General features: G+C 60.7%; 13 protein-coding genes and 1 pseudogene. 11 read left to right on the top strand and 3 right to left on the bottom strand.

What is annotated here, in order from left to right:
* Positions 1-416 precede the first annotated feature (416 nt).
* On the bottom strand, positions 417-1,391 hold the full coding sequence (locus WNY80_RS14945) for a LysR substrate-binding domain-containing protein (RefSeq protein ID WP_342888186.1): 975 nt from the start codon (positions 1,389-1,391) through the stop codon (positions 417-419).
* A gap of 98 nt (positions 1,392-1,489) precedes the next feature.
* Positions 1,490-2,629, bottom strand: coding sequence for a CaiB/BaiF CoA-transferase family protein (locus tag WNY80_RS14940; protein ID WP_342888185.1), 1,140 nt, complete (start codon positions 2,627-2,629; stop codon positions 1,490-1,492).
* Positions 2,630-2,903: 274 nt separating this feature from the next.
* Between WNY80_RS14940 and WNY80_RS14935 the strand changes: the two are divergent.
* From WNY80_RS14935 to WNY80_RS14885, 11 genes and pseudogenes are all read left to right on the top strand, one after another.
* Positions 2,904-3,754: pseudogene (locus WNY80_RS14935) on the top strand (CoA ester lyase); the annotation flags it as partial.
* Positions 3,740-5,098, top strand: a complete 1,359-nt coding sequence (locus tag WNY80_RS14930; protein WP_342888233.1) for an MmgE/PrpD family protein — start codon at positions 3,740-3,742, stop codon at positions 5,096-5,098. The pseudogene WNY80_RS14935 and the gene WNY80_RS14930, both read left to right, overlap by 15 nt.
* A gap of 121 nt (positions 5,099-5,219) precedes the next feature.
* The gene (locus WNY80_RS14925) at positions 5,220-6,380 is read left to right on the top strand and encodes an acyl-CoA dehydrogenase family protein (protein ID WP_342888184.1); all 1,161 of its coding nucleotides are present in this window, start codon (positions 5,220-5,222) and stop codon (positions 6,378-6,380) included.
* Between the two features lie 14 nt (positions 6,381-6,394).
* Positions 6,395-7,249 (top strand): MaoC family dehydratase N-terminal domain-containing protein, encoded by an 855-nt coding sequence (locus WNY80_RS14920; RefSeq protein ID WP_342888183.1) that lies wholly within the window; start codon positions 6,395-6,397, stop codon positions 7,247-7,249.
* 230 nt (positions 7,250-7,479) lie between these two features.
* Positions 7,480-8,511: a LacI family DNA-binding transcriptional regulator gene (locus WNY80_RS14915; RefSeq protein WP_342888182.1), complete on the top strand. Its 1,032-nt coding sequence runs from the start codon at positions 7,480-7,482 to the stop codon at positions 8,509-8,511.
* 118 nt (positions 8,512-8,629) lie between these two features.
* On the top strand, positions 8,630-9,931 hold the full coding sequence (locus WNY80_RS14910) for a sugar ABC transporter substrate-binding protein (protein ID WP_342888181.1): 1,302 nt from the start codon (positions 8,630-8,632) through the stop codon (positions 9,929-9,931).
* A gap of 110 nt (positions 9,932-10,041) precedes the next feature.
* Positions 10,042-10,908, top strand: coding sequence for a sugar ABC transporter permease (locus WNY80_RS14905; protein ID WP_342888180.1), 867 nt, complete (start codon positions 10,042-10,044; stop codon positions 10,906-10,908).
* Between the two features lie 13 nt (positions 10,909-10,921).
* Complete coding sequence (locus tag WNY80_RS14900; protein ID WP_342888179.1) at positions 10,922-11,752, top strand: carbohydrate ABC transporter permease; 831 nt, start codon at positions 10,922-10,924, stop codon at positions 11,750-11,752.
* Between the two features lie 12 nt (positions 11,753-11,764).
* A complete protein-coding gene (locus WNY80_RS14895; RefSeq protein ID WP_342888178.1) occupies positions 11,765-12,769 on the top strand; it encodes an ABC transporter ATP-binding protein in 1,005 nt (334 codons plus the stop codon).
* Entirely contained in the window at positions 12,766-13,539 is a 774-nt protein-coding gene (locus WNY80_RS14890) for an L-iditol 2-dehydrogenase (protein WP_342888177.1), read from the top strand. The genes WNY80_RS14895 and WNY80_RS14890 overlap by 4 nt, the downstream gene beginning before the upstream one ends.
* The gene (locus WNY80_RS14885; protein WP_342888176.1) at positions 13,527-15,053 is read left to right on the top strand and encodes a mannitol dehydrogenase family protein; all 1,527 of its coding nucleotides are present in this window, start codon (positions 13,527-13,529) and stop codon (positions 15,051-15,053) included. The genes WNY80_RS14890 and WNY80_RS14885 overlap by 13 nt, the downstream gene beginning before the upstream one ends.
* Positions 15,054-15,130: 77 nt before the next feature.
* On the opposite strand, the gene WNY80_RS14880 is transcribed toward WNY80_RS14885, so the two are convergent.
* Positions 15,131-17,203, bottom strand: a complete 2,073-nt coding sequence (locus WNY80_RS14880) for a bifunctional aldolase/short-chain dehydrogenase (protein WP_342888175.1) — start codon at positions 17,201-17,203, stop codon at positions 15,131-15,133.
* Between the last annotated feature and the right edge of the window lie 78 nt (positions 17,204-17,281).

The raw sequence follows: 17,281 nt of genomic DNA, 5'->3' as shown, positions 1-17,281 counted from the left end.
ACGACACCGCCATCAATCATCCCGAAAACAGACAGATCGATGCAGATCATCCCCTGCAGATCAGGCGGCGCACCTCTCCGGTGCAAGCGCCCAAACAGCATCCCAAGCCATTCAAAACATTGGGAACCCAACCGGATTGAAAGAAACAATACCAGCCGACGGCATTATTGAAATTATCGATTTGCGTTAAGCTCCATACAGGATTGTTATGGCGCTGGCGGCTTCAGCCATACCCTGATCCATGGCCGGTGTGCCCGTCCACGGCTCTGGCCATTCCAGCGTCAGATCGTGCGCCGGACACGGGCAGGAAGCGGTACGCCGGCAAAACATGGCGGGCATCCTCCGGGTTCCTGTCAAGCGAACCTGGAGACGCGTGCCATATTCATGCAAAGACAGTTTAGGGCTTGGCTCTATGCCTAAGCGTTATCAGGCAGAGCCTCGGGCAAGGCCCGCGCGCCGCGCCAGCGGCCGGTATCCACCAGGTCGAGCAATGTCTCGCGGCAAAGCGCCTCGATCACGGTGACCGCATTGGGCATCGGCCGGTCAGAGGCGTGAACCAGATAGACGTCACGCTGGAGCTCGGGCTTGCGGATCGGCCAGCTCCTCAACCGGCCGTCCTGCACTTCCCGCGCAATCGCGTTGAAAGGCAGGACCGAATAGCCCATGCCTTCCTCCACCAGTTCCTTGATGTTGCCGTAGGAATCGACATCGATGATGGTGTTGAGAGGCAGGCCGCTCTTGCTGGCCACGCCTTCCAGCAATTCACGCAAGCCGTGGTTGACACTGGGCAGGATGAGCGGCAATTCCGCAACCTGCTTGTAGGCAACAGGACCATCGGCGGGAAGCTTGATGCCCGGCATGGCGGTGGCTGGACCGAGCAGGCACAATTGCTCGCTCAGCACCGAATGCGATGCCAGCGTCCGGTCCTGCACCGGGATGTAGAGAACCGCGAGATCGATCTTGTTCTCGCGGATCCACTCGGTAATGAAGCCGCTCATCGCCTCGGCAATCGTCAGCTTGATGCGCGGGTAGCGTTTTCTCGCGGCAATGATCAGCGGAACTGACAGGATCTGGCTGATGGTTCCCGGCAGGCCAAGCCGCACCTCGCCGCTGGGCTCTGACTCATGCCCGCGGATCTCCTCTGCCGCGAAAGCAAACTGGTCGATGATGACGCGGGCGTTGCGCAACAGGATCTCTCCCGCTTCCGTGGGCAGAACACCGTGCGGACTGCGGAACAGCAACTGTGTGCCGAGATCGGCTTCCATGTTGCGGACGTGAAGGCTCAATGCGGGCTGCGCGACATTGAGCATTGCAGCGGCCTTTGAGAAAGAGCCGTTTTCAACGATCGCGACGAAATATCGAAGTTGCCGGAGATCCACTTGCGCACCCATGCTTTTTGTATGGCATGCCATATCGACAGGCATTTTTATTATACCCATCGGGGCGCACGGATTGTCAAGGCAGGCAAGCTGTCAGTCTGTGGTTAGCGTCATTCACCGGCCGTGGCGGGCTTGAACTCGGCACGGATCCGGTCCGTGTCTTCCCCCAGGCCCGGCACCTTGCCGAGTTCTGACTGCAATCCATTGACCAGGACACCCGGCGCCAGGATACGGACAGGCCCGGTCGGTGTATCGATGGTCGAATAACGGTTCTGCGGGTGGTTTGATACGTCTTCAAGCGTACTGATCCGCCCATAGGCAATGCGCGCCGATTGCAACCGCTCGGCCATCGCCTCGCGTGAAAGCGCCGCCACGAGCGGAACGATCTCCGCATCCAGCGCCGCCCGATTGGCAACCCGCAGGCTGTTGCTCTTGAAGCGTTCGTCCGTGGCGAGATCCGGGCGTCCGAGCGCTTCGTTGCAAAGCGTCAGCCACTCACGCTCGTTCTGGATCGAAAACAGGATCTGCTTGCCACCATCGCAGGTATAGGCGCCATAGGGGGCGATGGTCGGATGATTGAGACCTCTGCGCTGGGGAATCTTGCCGCCGTAAACATATTGCAGATAGGGGACGTTCATCCAGTCCGACAGCGCATGGTAGAGCGAGACGGCGATATGGCGGCCCTCGCCGGTGACGCTACGCGCATAAAGCGCCTGCATCACGGCTTGGGTTGCCGTCATCCCGGCAGCGATATCGCAAACGGAAACACCAACCCGCGCCGGGCCATGCTCGTTGCCGGTGATTGCCGACAGGCCGCTTTCGGCCTGCACCAGCAGGTCATAGGCCTTGAGGTGAGACAGCGGTCCCTCGTCGCCATAGCCGGAGATCGAACAGGTGATCAGCCGGGGATAGCGCTGCCTGAGTTCGTCAACACCGAATCCCAGGCGGTCGATCACCCCCGGAGCCAGGTTCTGAATGAAGATGTCGGCCTCGGCGATGATCGCCGCAAGTACCTGCTTGTCAGCATCAGCCTTGAGATCGAGACAGAGCGATTCCTTGCCGCGGTTGAGCCAGACGAAATAGGCGCTCTCGCCATGCACCAGATGGTCATACTCGCGGGCGAAATCGCCTTCCGGCCGTTCAACCTTGATCACCCGCGCACCCGCATCGGCGAGCTTGCTGGATAGGTAAGGTGCGGCTACGGCCTGTTCGACTGAAACGACCAGCAAGCCGTCGAGATCCTTTTTCATCGCCAATGCCCATGCTTTGAAATGTGCGTCCAGCCACCTCCCCGGCGGCTGTCTCCCGGGCGGATAATTGCTGATTTCGGTTATCACTACAAATAACACTGAAATGGGGAGGCGATAACATCACGCTATAGGTCGTTTCGACCGCCGAACGCACTGCCCTGCATAATGGAACGCGATGGTCGCCTTATCAAAATACTATTGGTACGCGACCTCGTGACCATCCTATCGTCCGCAATCTCATCCCATTTTTGTATCGCGATAGCCTGTGAACCCCATGTCCGAGACACCGTCTCTCTATCTTTTCGTACCGGCCGACCGGCCGGAGCGGTATACCGGCGCGATTGCCTCGGGCGCGGATGCGGTCATCATCGACCTCGAGGATGCGGTGGCGCCTGAGCGAAAGCAGGAGGCACGCGTTAGCCTGTGCACGAAACTGAACGCGGCGAGTGCCTCGGCCATACCCGTTCTGGTTCGGATAAACGGCATCGGCACACCATGGCATTCGGATGATCTGGTCGCGGTTTCCGACCTGTTCGCGACCGGCAGGATTGCCGGAATCGTGCTGCCAAAAGCCGAGAGCGCTACCGACATCGAAACCATTCGCGCCGGGCTTGATCGGGGCGCGGAAATCATTGCCCTGGTTGAAACAGCAGCCGGACTTGCCAGCGCAGATGCAATCGCCCGCGCGGCCGACAGGATTGCCTTCGGTTCCATCGACTTTGCCGCCGACCTCTGCTGCGAACACAGCCGCGAGGCACTGCTTCTTGCACGCTCCCACCTGGTCGTCGCTTCGCGGGTTGCGGGGAAGCCCGCGCCTGTCGACGGGGTCACCCGCTCGACCCGTGACGAGGCCGAAATCGAGCAGGACGCCCGCTATGGCGCAAGCCTTGGCCTGAAGGCCAAACTGTTGATCCACCCTGCCCAGATTGCACCGGCACGGCGTGGCCTTGCGCCAACGGAAGCAGAGCTGGCCTGGTCGCAGCGGATTCTGGCCGGCATCGGCGACGGCAGCGCCGTCACCATCGATGGACAGATGGTTGATGCACCGGTCATTGCCCGAGCCCGGCAAATTCGCGATGATCACAAACGGACTTCGAACAGGCAGACATGATGACAAAAACAACCGCGATCCTTGGCGCCTACGTCGCCGGTCTTTCCTTTGACGACCTGCCTTCCGAAGTTCCGGTGCGGGCCAGGAACCTGATGATCGATCTCGTCGGCAGTATCGTCCGGGCCGGGCAGGAAGCGGATTCGACGCCGTCGGTGATGCAAATGATCGAACGGCTTGGCCTTGGTGCTTTGGGCAGGGCACGGGTTTTCGGACAGGACCGCGGCTACGGGCCAGCGACAGCTGCGCTGCTCAACGGCGTGCTTGGCCATTCTCTCGACTTCGATGACACCCACGCCGACAGCTCGCTGCATCCAAGCGCTCCGGTCGTGCCGGCGGCGATGGCAGCGGCCGAAATGACCGGCGCCACCGGAACCGAGCTGCTCACCGCGATTGTCGCCGGTTTCGAGGTTTGCTGCCGGCTCGGCAACGCGCTCGACCCGACCTCGCATTACGCCCGTGGCTTTCACCCGACCGCCACGGCAGGCACCTTTGGAGCCACCGCAGCGGCCGGCAAACTGCTCGGGCTTGACGCCAAGGGTCTGGAATCGGCTTTCGGAGTGGCGGCAAGCCAGGCCGCCGGTTCACTGCAATTCCTCGTCAACGGCGCCTGGAACAAGCGCTACCAGGTCGGCGCTGCTGCCATGAACGGGCTGATTGCCGCGACACTGGCGAGCGAGGGTTTCGTCGGCGCTGCCGACGCCATCGAAGGCAAGCACGGCTTCCTGCGCGGCTACACCGACAATGCACGGCCCGAGATGGCCACTGCCGGTCTTGGCTCGGTGTGGGAAACCATGAAGATCGGCATGAAGCCTTATCCAAGCTGCCGCTACACCCATGCCGCCATCGATGGCCTGATTGCCATGCGCAGCGAAAACCGGTGGTCTGCCGATGACGTTACCGGGGTCACCATCGGCCTGCACCGCAACGGCATCGTGCTGACCGGTGCGCCGCTGGAGGAGAAAAGGCGGCCACAGAGCGTCGTCGACGGGCAGTTCTCTATGCCGTTCACCGCCGCAGTCGCGCTTTACCAGGGCAGTTTCGGCTGGGACGATTACGCACTGCTCGGCAACCCCGAGATCGAGGCAATTGCCGCCAGGATCGATGTGCGGCAGGACGACCGGCTGGAAGGTCTTCGCCATCCGTTTGGCGCCCATGTCATGGTTCGCACCCGTGAGGGCAGCCATGAACGGATGATTGCCGATCCGTCCGGCGAGCCCGACAGCTTCCCGCCGCAGGCGCAGATGGAGGACAAGTTCATGACCCTTGCCCGCCCGGTTCTGGGAAATCGTGCCTCGGAGCTCTATGCGCGGCTGGCAAGCCTCGAAAGCCAGACCGACGTGCGGCATCTGCTCGATTGAGCGGACCAGACCGGCTGCCATCCTTATACATTTCATATATGGATGACCTCACCTTATCCTATTTGAAGTTATAGCGGCGTCGCCCTATCGTCCCTGCAAAACTGCATATGGAGAAATGACGATGCCCGGGACCATTGAGGATTACGCCGAAATTCAGAAAGAAGTGGCAAAGCTGTGCGCCGGCTTTCCGGGCGAATACTGGCAGAAGCTCGAACATGACAATTCCTATCCTGCCGAATTCGTCACGGCCCTCACCGAGGCCGGCTACCTGGCCGCGCTGATCCCCGAGGAATACGGAGGCTCCGGCCTGCCGCTGTCGGCGGCGGCGGCCATTCTCGAGGAGATCCAGCGCGCGGGCTGCAATGGCGGCGCCTGCCACGCGCAGATGTACATCATGGGTGCGATTCTCCGGCACGGCAATGACGCCCAGAAGCAGAAATACCTGCCCGAAATCGCAGCCGGCCGGTTGCGGCTGCAGGCCTTCGGCGTCACCGAACCGACGAGCGGGACCGACACCACCTCGATCAAGACCTTCGCCACCCGCGACGGCGATGAATATGTCATCAACGGCCAGAAGATCTGGACCTCGCGCGCCGAATATTCCGACCTGATGCTGCTTCTGGCCCGCACGACACCAAAGGACGGAGTGGCCAAGAAGACAGACGGGCTTTCCGTCTTCATCGTCGACATGCGCGAAGCCAGCAAGGCCGGCATGACCATCCGTCCGATCCGGACGATGATGAACCATTCGACCACCGAGGTGTTCTTCGACAATGTCCGGATCCCGGCGGAAAACCTGATCGGCGAAGAGGGCAAGGGGTTCCGCTACATTCTCTCGGGCATGAATGCCGAACGGATCCTGATTGCCGCGGAATGCGTCGGAGATGCCAAATGGTTCATCCAGAAATCCAGCGCCTACGCGAAAGAACGCGAAGTGTTCGGCCGGCCGATCGGCCAGAATCAGGGCGTCCAGTTCCCGATCGCCCGCGCCTACGCCCAGATGAAGGCTGCCGAACTGATGGTCCGGGACGCATGCCGGCGCTATGAGGACGGCGAGAACTGCGGCGAGGAAGCCAACATCTCGAAAATGCTAGCCGCTGACGCTTCGTGGGCGGCAGCCGAGGCCTGTGTGCAGACCCATGGCGGCTTTGCGTTTGCCGAAGAATACGATGTTGAACGCAAGTTCCGGGAAACCCGCCTCTACCAGGTGGCGCCGATTTCGACCAATCTGATCCTGAGCTACATCGCCGAGCATGTGCTTGGCATGCCACGATCCTATTGAGCCTCACGGAGAACATGATGGTCGATATCGACAAATTGCGCGGCTGGATCGGCCGCAGCCAGGAGAAGAGCGACACCATCACGCCGCGGCTGGTCGAGAGCTTCAATGCAATTTTCGATGCCAGTTCCAGCCTCGCGCCGGGCGATCCGGCGCCGCTGGGCATTCACTGGTGCCTGGCACCGGACATCGCACCGATGAGCGCGCTTGGTCCCGATGGCCATCCGGCGCGCGGCGGTTTCCTGCCGCCGGTGCCATTGCCGCGGCGCATGTGGGCCGGCGGGCATGTCGATTTTTCCGATGAATTCCACGTCGGTGACAGCGTCACCAAGCGCTCGCAGATCGAAGATGTTACAGCCAAGACCGGACGGAGCGGTGCGCTGGTCTTCGTGACCGTGCGGCACGACTACCTGACGCCGCGCGGCGTCGTTCTCAGCGAACGTCAGGATATTGTCTACCGGGATCAGGACACCAAGGCCGCCACCTCGGTTGCCGGCCAAACCAAATCCGACCCGGTAACAGAGACGGTTCATGCCGACCACTCCCGGCAGATAGATGCGTCGGCGACATTGCTGTTCCGCTACTCGGCGCTGACCTTCAACGGCCACCGCATCCACTACGACCTGCCCTATGCAACCGGGGAAGAACATTATCCGGGGCTGGTGTTCCACGGGCCGCTGCAGGCGAGCTACCTGATGCGACTGGCCGCCGAAACCGCGGCCAGGCCGTTGCAAACATTTAGCTACCGCTCGGTGGCGCCGCTGTTTGCAGGCGGAGCTGTGTCGATCCATGCGAACCGGAAGCAGGATGAAATCGACTTGTGGGTCGCCGACAGCCAGCACAAACCGACAATGAAAGCGACCGCGACCTAAAGACGCCGGGACTGCTTTATCTCACCATCCTGCCAGCAAAGAGCGGATCCACCGCTCTCAACCTCCTGCCGAATTCCCCGATCAGGCGGCCCCCGCTTTGATGGCGCGAGGGAGTGCTGGCAATATTTGCGCCCGTAAACTAAGTTGCCCGCGATTATACGCGATTTGAGAGAATCGCGATCTTCAAGTGTTGCTGCCAGCACTTGAACATGAAAAGGGCAAGCTGACGGATGAGCGACTCGAAAATCAAGAATATGGACGACTTCGCATCCGTGAGCGGCATTTCACGTCCGACGATCTCCAAGTATTTCAATGATCCCGACAGCGTCCGGAAATCGACACGGGAACGGATCGAGAAAGCGCTTGAGCTTTACGATTACCGGCCGAATTTCTATGCGATGAACCAGAACCGGCGATTGACCAAGAATGTCGGCATCGTCATCCCCTACATGTCGGACCCCTTCTTTGCCGAGATTGCGCGCAATGTGGAAAACCACGTTTCCGCGGCCGGGTTTCGTCCGATTGTGCTCGGTTCGCAGGGAAACCCGGACCAGGAGATCGAGAACCTCAACAACCTGCGGCTGATAAAGCCGGCAGGCGTGCTGCTTGCGCCGCTCGGGCGGATGTCGGATTCAGACCGCATTGCGGCTTTCTGCAACGATGTCCCGACGGTTCTGTTCGATGCGAATATTGAAAACGTCGGTGAAGCCTTCGTCGGGTCGGACAATCATCAGAGTATCGGCCTGATCGTCGAGTATCTTTGCAGAACCGGTGAGCCACCGGCCTTCTTCGAGATGCTGACGCCGGCAAACCCGAACGCCCTGAAACGCCGGAGTGCCTATGTCCAGGCAATGGAGCGATTGGGGCACAAGCCGCATCTGATCCAGGTCAAGGGTGAAGGTTGGGATTTCGAGGAAATCGGCTTCCGCGAAGGATCACGGGTCATTGCCGACCGGACGTTGCCGACCGACACCTTGCTATGCAGCAACGACCGACTGGCGATCGGCCTGCTTTCCGCCGCCTATCAGCAGGGGTTGCGCGTCGGGCTGGGAGACGACTGCACCTTGCGCATAGCCGGACACGATGACCATCCCTTCTCGCGCTACACCTGCCCGACACTGACGACCGTTTCACAGGACTACACCTCTATTGCCACGAAGGCCGCGGAAACACTGTTCACGCTCATCGAGTCAGAACAACGCGCCCAAATACGTGAAGTTACGCTGTATGACGGCAGGCTGGTAATGAGAGACTCTGCTTAACACATTGCAGCACTTGGCAAATACTCCTTTACTTTTACGCGCGTAAAAATTTAATTGACGCGATCCTGTTTTTGGATGTACCATCTTGTGGCAACATCCAATCAAAGGGAGGATACGGATGTACCTCAAGTACGCACTGTGTGCGGCGACCGCCTTGTCGGTCCTCGGCACCACCGGCGCATTCGCCGAGACAATCACCATCGCAACCGTGAACAACGGCGATATGATCCGCATGCAGGGTCTGACGGAGGATTTCACTGCCAAGACCGGCCATGAAGTCGAATGGGTCACACTGGAGGAAAATGTTCTTCGCCAGCGTGTCACCACCGACATCTCGGCCAAGGGCGGTCAGTTCGACATCATGACCATCGGCATGTACGAAACTCCGATCTGGGCCAAGAACGGCTGGCTGGTCTCCATGGACGACCTGCCCGCTGACTACGATGTCGACGACATTCTGCCCGCCATGCGCGGCGGCCTTTCCTATGACGGCACGATGTATGCGGCGCCTTTCTACGGCGAAAGCTCGATGATCATGTACCGCAAGGACCTGATGGATGCAGCCGGCATGGAAATGCCTGATGCACCCACTTGGGAATTTGTCGCCGATGCAGCCCGTGCGATGACGGACAAGGAAAACGAGATCTACGGCATCTGCCTGCGCGGCAAGGCCGGCTGGGGCGAGAACATGGCGTTCCTGACCGCAACCTCGAACGCCTTCGGCGCCCGCTGGTTTGACGAAAACTGGAAGCCGCAGTTCGATACGGAACCGTGGGCAAAGACGCTCAACTTCTACATCGACCTGATGAATGAAGCGGGCCCTCCCGGTGCATCCAACAACGGCTTCAACGAGAACCTGTCGCTTTTCCAGCAGGGAAAATGCGGCATGTGGATCGATGCCACGGTGGCGGCGTCGTTCGTGACCAATCCCGAGGATTCCAAGGTTGCGGACAAGGTCGGTTTTGCGCTTGCTCCCGATACGGGTCTTGGCAAACGCAGCAACTGGCTCTGGGCCTGGGCTCTGGCCATTCCGGCCGGCACCAAGAAGGAAGCCGCCGCCAAGGAATTCATCCAGTGGGCGACGTCGAAGGACTACATCGAGCTGGTTGCCTCGAAAGAGGGTTGGGCGAACGTGCCTCCGGGTGCTCGCAAGTCGCTGTATGAGAATGAAAACTACAAGGACATTCCTTTCGCCAAGATGACGCTGGAAAGCATCCTGTCGGCGGATCCGAACAACCCCACGGTTGATCCGGTTCCCTATGTGGGCGTGCAGTTCGCTGCAATCCCCGAATTTGCCGGTATCGCGACCCAGGTTGGCCAGGAATTCTCGGCAGCCCTTGCCGGTCAGCAGACCGCTGAAGAAGCCCTTGCCAAGGCGCAGGCGCTGACCGCGGAAGAAATGGAAGCCGCAGGTTACTGAGGCTTGCCTCCCAGCCAGAGGGCAGTGTCAGTACTGCCCTCTGGTACACGTCCAAGACGATAGCAATGAAACGCACGGGCGGGTTTTGCCGTCCGATGAGGAGGTGTGTCATGGCGACCCAGCAATCCCGATCCGCAGCGCGCATCATGTTGGCGCCGGCTGTTATCCTGCTTCTCGGCTGGATGCTCGTGCCGCTGATGATGACCCTCTACTTCTCGTTCAAGAAATTCCTGCCGCTTCGCGGCGGCGACCTCGGCTGGGTCGGATTTGACAACTATGTGCGCTTTGTCACGTCCAGCGCCTTCTGGCCCTCCGTTCTGACCACGCTGACCATCGTCGGCGGTGTCCTGCTCATCACAGTGGTGCTCGGCGTTTTGCTGGCGGTTCTTCTGAACCAGCCGATGTGGGGCCAGGGAATTGTCCGCATTCTGGTCATCGCACCGTTCTTCGTCATGCCGACAGTCTCCGCGCTGGTGTGGAAGAACATGTTCATGGATCCGGTCAACGGCCTTTTCGCCCATCTGTGGAAAGCCTTCGATGCCCAGCCGATCGAGTGGCTGACCGAAGCTTCCATGATCTCGATCGTGATTATCGTGGCGTGGCAATGGCTGCCATTTGCAACACTCATTCTGCTGACCGCAATCCAGTCGCTCGACGGCGAACAGCTGGAGGCATCCGAAATGGACGGTGCCCCGCCGCTGGCGCGCTTCGGCTACATCGTGCTGCCGCACCTCGGCCGCGCCATCACCGTGGTCATCCTGATCCAGACCATTTTCCTGCTGTCGGTCTTCGCCGAGATCTTCGTGACCACGCAGGGTGCGTTCGGAACAAAGACCCTGACCTACCTGATCTACCAGCGTGTGCTGGAAAGCCAGAATGTCGGACTGGGTTCGGCCGGTGGTGTCTATGCAATCATTCTCGCCAACATCGTTGCCATCTTCCTGATGCGCATGGTCGGCAAGAACCTGGACGCGTGAGGAGGAGGACGTCATGGCACGCTCAGTTACGCAGCAACGCAAGGTGATCAACACGGCAGCCGCCTGGGCTGTCGGCCTGCTGATCTTCTTCCCGATCCTCTGGACCATACTGACCAGCTTCAAGACCGAAGCACAGGCGATCGCGGATCCACCGATCTTTCTCGCCTTTGACTGGACGCTGGAGAACTACGGGGTGGTGCTGGAGCGCTCCAACTACATGCGCTTTTTGTGGAACTCGGTGATCATCGCCGGCGGTTCGACCATCCTCGGGATCATCATCGCGATCCCCGCCGCCTGGTCGATGGCCTTCGTGCCTTCCAAGCGGACCAAGGACATCCTGTTGTGGATGCTCTCGACCAAGATGCTGCCGGCGGTCGGGGTTCTGTACCCGATCTACCTGATCTTCATCAGGATGGGCCTTCTCGACACCAAAATCGCCCTGGTCGTCGTGCTGATGCTGATCAACCTGCCGATCATCGTCTGGATGCTCTACACCTACTTCAAGGAAATCCCCGGCGAGATTCTTGAGGCAGCTCGTATGGACGGCGCTTCGCTGAGAGAAGAAGTGATGTACGTGCTGACCCCGATGGCTATTCCGGGCATCGCCTCGACAATGCTGCTCAATGTCATCCTGGCATGGAACGAGGCCTTCTGGACCCTCAACCTGACCGCAGCCAAGGCCGCGCCACTGACCGCGTTCATCGCCAGCTACTCAAGCCCGGAAGGGCTGTTCTACGCCAAGCTGAGTGCGGCCTCGACCATGGCGATCGCACCAATTCTCATCCTCGGCTGGTTCAGCCAGAAGCAACTCGTCAGCGGCCTGACCTTCGGCGCTGTGAAATAGGGGAACGGACCAATGGGACGCATTCAACTTAACCAGGTGACCAAGAAGTTCGGCAATGTTCAGGTCATTCCGCCCCTCGACCTGACAATCGAAGACGGTGAGTTCACGGTCTTCGTCGGACCTTCCGGGTGCGGCAAGTCCACGCTGCTGCGGCTGATCGCCGGGCTTGAGGACATGACATCGGGCCATATCGCGATCGACGGGCAGGACGCCACCAACGTTCCTCCCGCCAAGCGCGGGCTGGCAATGGTATTCCAGTCCTATGCGCTTTATCCGCATATGTCGGTTCGCAAGAACATCGCCTTCCCGTTGCGGATGGCGAAGATGGACAAGGCCGAGCAGGACCGCCGGATCGAAGCGGCGGCCAAGGCTCTCAACCTCACCGACTATCTCGACCGCCGTCCAGGACAATTGTCCGGCGGCCAGCGCCAGCGCGTCGCCATCGGACGGGCCATCGTGCGGGAACCTTCCGCGTTCCTGTTCGACGAACCCCTGTCGAACCTTGATGCGGCCTTGCGGGTCGGCATGCGCCTTGAAATCAGCGAAATGCACGAGCGCCTGAAAACCACGATGATCTACGTGACCCATGACCAGGTCGAAGCCATGACGATGGCCGACAAGATCGTGGTGCTCCAGGCCGGCGTGATCGAACAGGTCGGCAGCCCGCTCGAGCTCTACAACAGGCCGTGCAACCGCTTCGTGGCCGGGTTCATTGGTTCGCCCAGAATGAATTTCATGGAAGGCGCCGAAGCCGCAAAGCATGGCGCCCATGCAATCGGGTTCCGTCCCGAACACCTGAACATTTCACTCACCGAAGGCGAGTGGAAAGCCAAGGTCGGCGTTGCCGAACATCTTGGCTCCGACACCTTCCTGTATGTCCATCCGGAAAACGGCGGCGAGACAATGACGGTGCGTGTGGATGGCGAGTTCAGCGCGCGTCATGGTGACATTGTCTACCTGACCCCGATTGCGGAAAAGATCCATCGCTTTGCAGCTGACGGGCTGCGGATCGAATGAAACGGCTGGCAGGCAAATCGGCGCTGATCACCGGAGCTGCCCGCGGCATAGGACGCGCTTTTGCGCAAGCCTATGTCCGCGAAGGCGCCCGGGTGGCCATCACCGACATAGACCTTGCCAGAGCCCGGGCGGCAGCTTCGGAGCTGGGTGATGCCGCCATTGCCGTCGAGATGGATGTCTCGCGCCAGGAAAGCATCGAGCGCGCTGTCAGCGAAACGCTTGCAGCCCTTGGCGGCATCGACATCCTGATCAACAACGCGGCGATTTTCACCGCGGCACCGATCACCGAGATTGGCCGGGACGATTTCGAGCGCGTTTTCAACATCAACGTCGCCGGCACGCTTTTCACACTTCAGGCTGTGGCACGCCACATGATCGAACGTGGCGAGGGCGGCAAGATCATAAACATGGCCAGTCAGGCCGGCCGCCGCGGTGAACCGCTGGTTGCCGTCTATTGCGCAAGCAAGGCCGCGGTCATCAGTCTGACCCAGTCGGCGGGCCTGAACCTCATTTCCCACGGCATCAACGTGAACGCGATATCCCCGGGCGTCGTCGACGGCGAGCACTGGGACGGCGTCGATGCCTTCTTTGCAAAATACGAGAACAAGGCTCCGGGCCAGAAAAAGACGGAAGTCGGCAATGCGGTTCCGTTCGGCCGGATGGGCACGGCCGAGGACCTTTGCGGCATGGCGGTTTTCCTCGCCAGCGCCGACGCCGACTACGTGGTCGGCCAGACCTACAATGTTGATGGCGGACAATGGCTGAACTGATGGACAAAGATGTGATGGGACAAAAGCCGGTAAAGCTCGCCAACGCAACATTGGCCGATCTCCCCGAGGGCGTCCGGCGCCCGCATTATGACCGGTCAGCCCTGACGGCCGGCATCGTGCATATTGGCCTGGGCAATTTTCACCGCGCCCACCAGGCGTGGTATCTGCACCGGCTGATGCAGAACGGGTCTGCGCTGGACTGGGCCATCATCGGCGCAGGAGTGCGGTCCTATGATGCTGCAATGCGTGACCGGCTTCTCGCGCAGGACTGCCTGACCACGCTGATCGAGCTGGATCCCGCCGCCACGTCGGCCGAGGTGATCGGCTCGATGATTGACTATCTGCCGATCGAAGACGGAAACGGCCCACTGATCAACGCCATGGCTGCGCGAGAAATTCGCATTGTCGCCATGACGGTGACCGAAGGCGGCTATTTCACGGATCCGGGCACCGGGGCTTTCAACGTGTCTCATCCGGACATTCAACATGACGTTGAGCACCCGGGAACGCCACGCACCGTATTCGGCGCGATCATCGCCGCGCTGAAGCTCAGGCGCGACAGCGGGCATGGTCCTTTCACGGTTCAAAGTTGCGACAATCTTCAGGGCAACGGCAAGATCACAAGGCAAACGGTTCTGGGTCTCGCCAAGCTTTCCGATCCCGGACTTGCAGAGTGGATTGACCGGAACTGCACGTTTCCCAATTCCATGGTCGACTGCATCGTGCCCGCCACGGGCCCGAAGGAGATCGCCGCCGCCCTTCAGCTTGGCATCGTCGATGCCGCGCCGGTGACCCACGAAAATTACCGCCAGTGGGTGATCGAGGACAATTTTTGCGCAGGCCGGCCGGACTGGGACCAGGTCGGTGCGATCTTCACCAATGATGTGCATGATTTCGAGACGATGAAGATCCGCATCCTCAATGCCGGCCATCAGGTGCTCGCCAATGCGGGGGAACTGCTGTCTGTCGAAACCATCGCAGGGTGCATGGCCCACCCGGCCCTGCTGGCCTTTTTCAGGAAGGTCGAGCGGGAAGAGATCGCGCCCTATGTCAAGCCGGTCCCGGGCATGACCCCGACCGATTATGTCGACCTGATTGAAACACGGTTCTCCAACCCGGAAATCCATGACACGACGCGGCGGGTGGCGTTTGACGGGTCCTCGCGCCACACCGGCTTCGTTCTTCCCATCCTGCGCGATGCGCTGGATGCCGGCGGGCCTGTGGACGGCCTGAGCCTCGTGGAGGCACTCTGGGCCCGGATGTGTGCAGGAACGCGGGAAGACGGATCAGCCATCGAGCCAAATGACCCGCAATGGGCCAGTCTGGCCAAGGCAGCCCAGAGCGCACGCAACGACCCGCAGGCCTGGCTGGCCCAAAACCGGATCTATGGCGACATTGCCGGCGACCCGCGGTTCTCGGAAGCCTTTGGTTCCTGGCTGGACTATATCTGGCGCAATGGCACCGAGGCCGCCATCAATGCCTACGCGAGACAGGTCGAGAAGCCAGCGAACTGAGCGCGAGCCCGCTTGCAAATGACGCCCCTTAAAGAGCGGTTCAACAGGTCCGGATGCCGGACGGTATCCCTCTGTGCTTACCGCAAGGCGGCCTCGATGTTGCCGCCATCCACGGTGATGACATGGGCCGTCGTGCGTTCGGATTTTGCAAGCGCGACAAAAGCATCGGCGACATGATGGGCCTCGACCTCTGCCTTGAGCAGGTTGCCCGCCATGTAATCGGAGGCAGAAACACCCCTCGCCTCGGCCCGGGACTTGATGAAGTCATCGGTCAACAGGCCTGAACGGATCCTGTCGGCATTGACGCCGTTGACCCTGACACCGGCACTGCCAAGCTCCAGCGCCAGTTGACGGACCAGGAAGAAGGTGGCGGCCTTGGGAAGACCGTAGGCGCCAAAGCCCTTGCCCGGATTGACGGCCTGCTTGGAGACGTTGAACAGCATCTGCCCGCCGTGATTCTGTGCCGCGAACACCTTTGCCGCGGCCCGCGCCATCGCCAGGTGGGAGAAGAAATTGAGCTCGAAACTCGAGCGCAGCGTCTCCTCGTCGAGATCGAGCAGCATACCCTGGATGGCGGCACCGGCATTGGAGACCAGCACGTCGAGGCCGCCGAAGCGCTGGATGATTTCACTGATCGCCTGCTCCGCGGCGCCCTTCGCGGTGAGATCGGCAACGACCGCGAGACAGTTTGGTCCGATCGAGGCCGCGGCGGCCTTGCAGGCCTCTGCGTTGAAATCGATCAGCGCGATTGCCGCGCCTTCGCGGGCGAAGGCTTTCGCGGTGGCGAGTCCGATGGCGCCGGCGCCGCCGGTCACGGCAACAACCTGTCCGGCGAACGGCTTGGCCGCGGCCTTTGACAGCTTGGCCTGTTCGAGCGACCAGTATTCCATGTCGAAGAGATCATCCGGCCCGATCGGGCGGAAGCCGCCGGCGGCCTCGCCCTGGCTCATCACCTCGACGGTCTGCTCTGCAATATCGGCAGCAGCCGATGCCGCGGTTGCATCCTTGCCGATGCCGGCAATGCCGACGCCCTCGATCCAGGCCACGCAAGGGTACGGCTCGAGCATGACCTTGCCGCCACCGACCCGTTTCAACTGGGTATCGAACATCGCCCGGTAGAACGCAGCAAATTCCTCTACCCTGGCTTCGATGCCGGAGCGGCCCTTGGCGAGATCGTCCTTGCCCAGCACCAGCATGCGGCCCTTGGTGCGGATCACGTGATCGGGCGAAGCGACGCCACGTTGCGCCAGATCCCCAAGGTCGGTGCGACCGAGAAAGGCTTCGATTGCCTGGCCAGCCCTGATGTCCATCACTGCGGGCCGTGGCGCGCCATCATGGTGCTCGCCGCGCAGGCGTCCGATGGCGCCACGCAGGAGCGGCAGGACGGACGCAGCCGAGGCCGGGTCGGCAAGCTTGCGGTTCCTGTTGACGGTTGCTTCGAACCTGCGGCCATTGTTGCGTGCAGCAAGCCATTCCTCGACCATGTTGGTGTGCTCGATCACCCGGTCGTAACTCTCCCTGGCTGTTGTGCCAAAGGTGAAATGGCCGTGCTTGAGCAGGATCAGCCCTTCGCAGTCCGGATGGGCGTCAAACACTTCGGCTGCCTTTTTGGCCAGCGCAAAACCGGGCATGATGTAGGGCACTACCGCCAGCCGGTCTCCGAAGATCTCGCGGATTGCGGCTTCTGCATCGGGCAGGTTCGCCAGCGCCAGAAAGGCCGTTGCATGGGTGTGATCGACAAAGGTGTGCGGCAGGAAGGCATGCAGCAGGGTTTCGACCGACGGATTGGGAGCGGAAGAATCGAGCAGGTTGGAGCGCTGCACATTGACCATGTCCTCGTCCGACAGTGCATCGAGCTTGCGCATCTCGAGCAGCGGCTCGAGCCGGACACCGGGCAAACCGGGCGCTTCGAGCGTATCGAGATCCCAACCGCTGCCCTTGACGTGGAGTACACGCCGCATGACACCGAACAGGTCTTCACGCTCGGCCTTGACGGATGTGTTGCCGCCGCCGTGCATGACAAGGTCGGGATCTGCACCGATGATGCGGGATGAATAGACCCTGAGCGCCAGTGTCTGGTCTGCAGGATTGGAGCCCGCCGCATCGACCCGCGCCTGGGCTTCCTTGTCATTCCATCTGTTTTGCCGCATTACCGTCTCCTGCCCATGTGAATTTGGCGTATTTGACAAAAGTCATTCGCTATTGTCAAATGTATATATTGGTGGTGG

The sequence above is a fragment of the Hoeflea sp. AS16 genome (genome assembly GCF_038900095.1).
GTDB lineage: Bacteria > Pseudomonadota > Alphaproteobacteria > Rhizobiales > Rhizobiaceae > Hoeflea.
Note: the sequence above shows the minus strand (reverse complement) of the source record. Positions and strands in the feature narration are given on the sequence as shown.

Bases quoted from the DNA above. Each gene is read 5' to 3' on its own strand.
- WNY80_RS14890 (WP_342888177.1), top strand. From the start codon at position 12,766: ATGAAACGGCTGGCAGGCAAATCGGCGCTGATCACCGGAGCTGCCCGC.
- WNY80_RS14910 (WP_342888181.1), top strand. From the start codon at position 8,630: ATGTACCTCAAGTACGCACTGTGTGCGGCGACCGCCTTGTCGGTCCTC.
- WNY80_RS14930 (WP_342888233.1), top strand. From the start codon at position 3,740: ATGACAAAAACAACCGCGATCCTTGGCGCCTACGTCGCCGGTCTTTCC.
- WNY80_RS14885 (WP_342888176.1), top strand. From the start codon at position 13,527: ATGGCTGAACTGATGGACAAAGATGTGATGGGACAAAAGCCGGTAAAG.
- WNY80_RS14920 (WP_342888183.1), top strand. From the start codon at position 6,395: ATGATGGTCGATATCGACAAATTGCGCGGCTGGATCGGCCGCAGCCAG.
- WNY80_RS14925 (WP_342888184.1), top strand. From the start codon at position 5,220: ATGCCCGGGACCATTGAGGATTACGCCGAAATTCAGAAAGAAGTGGCA.
- WNY80_RS14880 (WP_342888175.1), bottom strand. From the start codon at position 17,203: ATGCGGCAAAACAGATGGAATGACAAGGAAGCCCAGGCGCGGGTCGAT.
- WNY80_RS14915 (WP_342888182.1), top strand. From the start codon at position 7,480: ATGAGCGACTCGAAAATCAAGAATATGGACGACTTCGCATCCGTGAGC.
- WNY80_RS14945 (WP_342888186.1), bottom strand. From the start codon at position 1,391: ATGGGTGCGCAAGTGGATCTCCGGCAACTTCGATATTTCGTCGCGATC.
- WNY80_RS14940 (WP_342888185.1), bottom strand. From the start codon at position 2,629: ATGAAAAAGGATCTCGACGGCTTGCTGGTCGTTTCAGTCGAACAGGCC.
- WNY80_RS14895 (WP_342888178.1), top strand. From the start codon at position 11,765: ATGGGACGCATTCAACTTAACCAGGTGACCAAGAAGTTCGGCAATGTT.
- WNY80_RS14900 (WP_342888179.1), top strand. From the start codon at position 10,922: ATGGCACGCTCAGTTACGCAGCAACGCAAGGTGATCAACACGGCAGCC.
- WNY80_RS14905 (WP_342888180.1), top strand. From the start codon at position 10,042: ATGGCGACCCAGCAATCCCGATCCGCAGCGCGCATCATGTTGGCGCCG.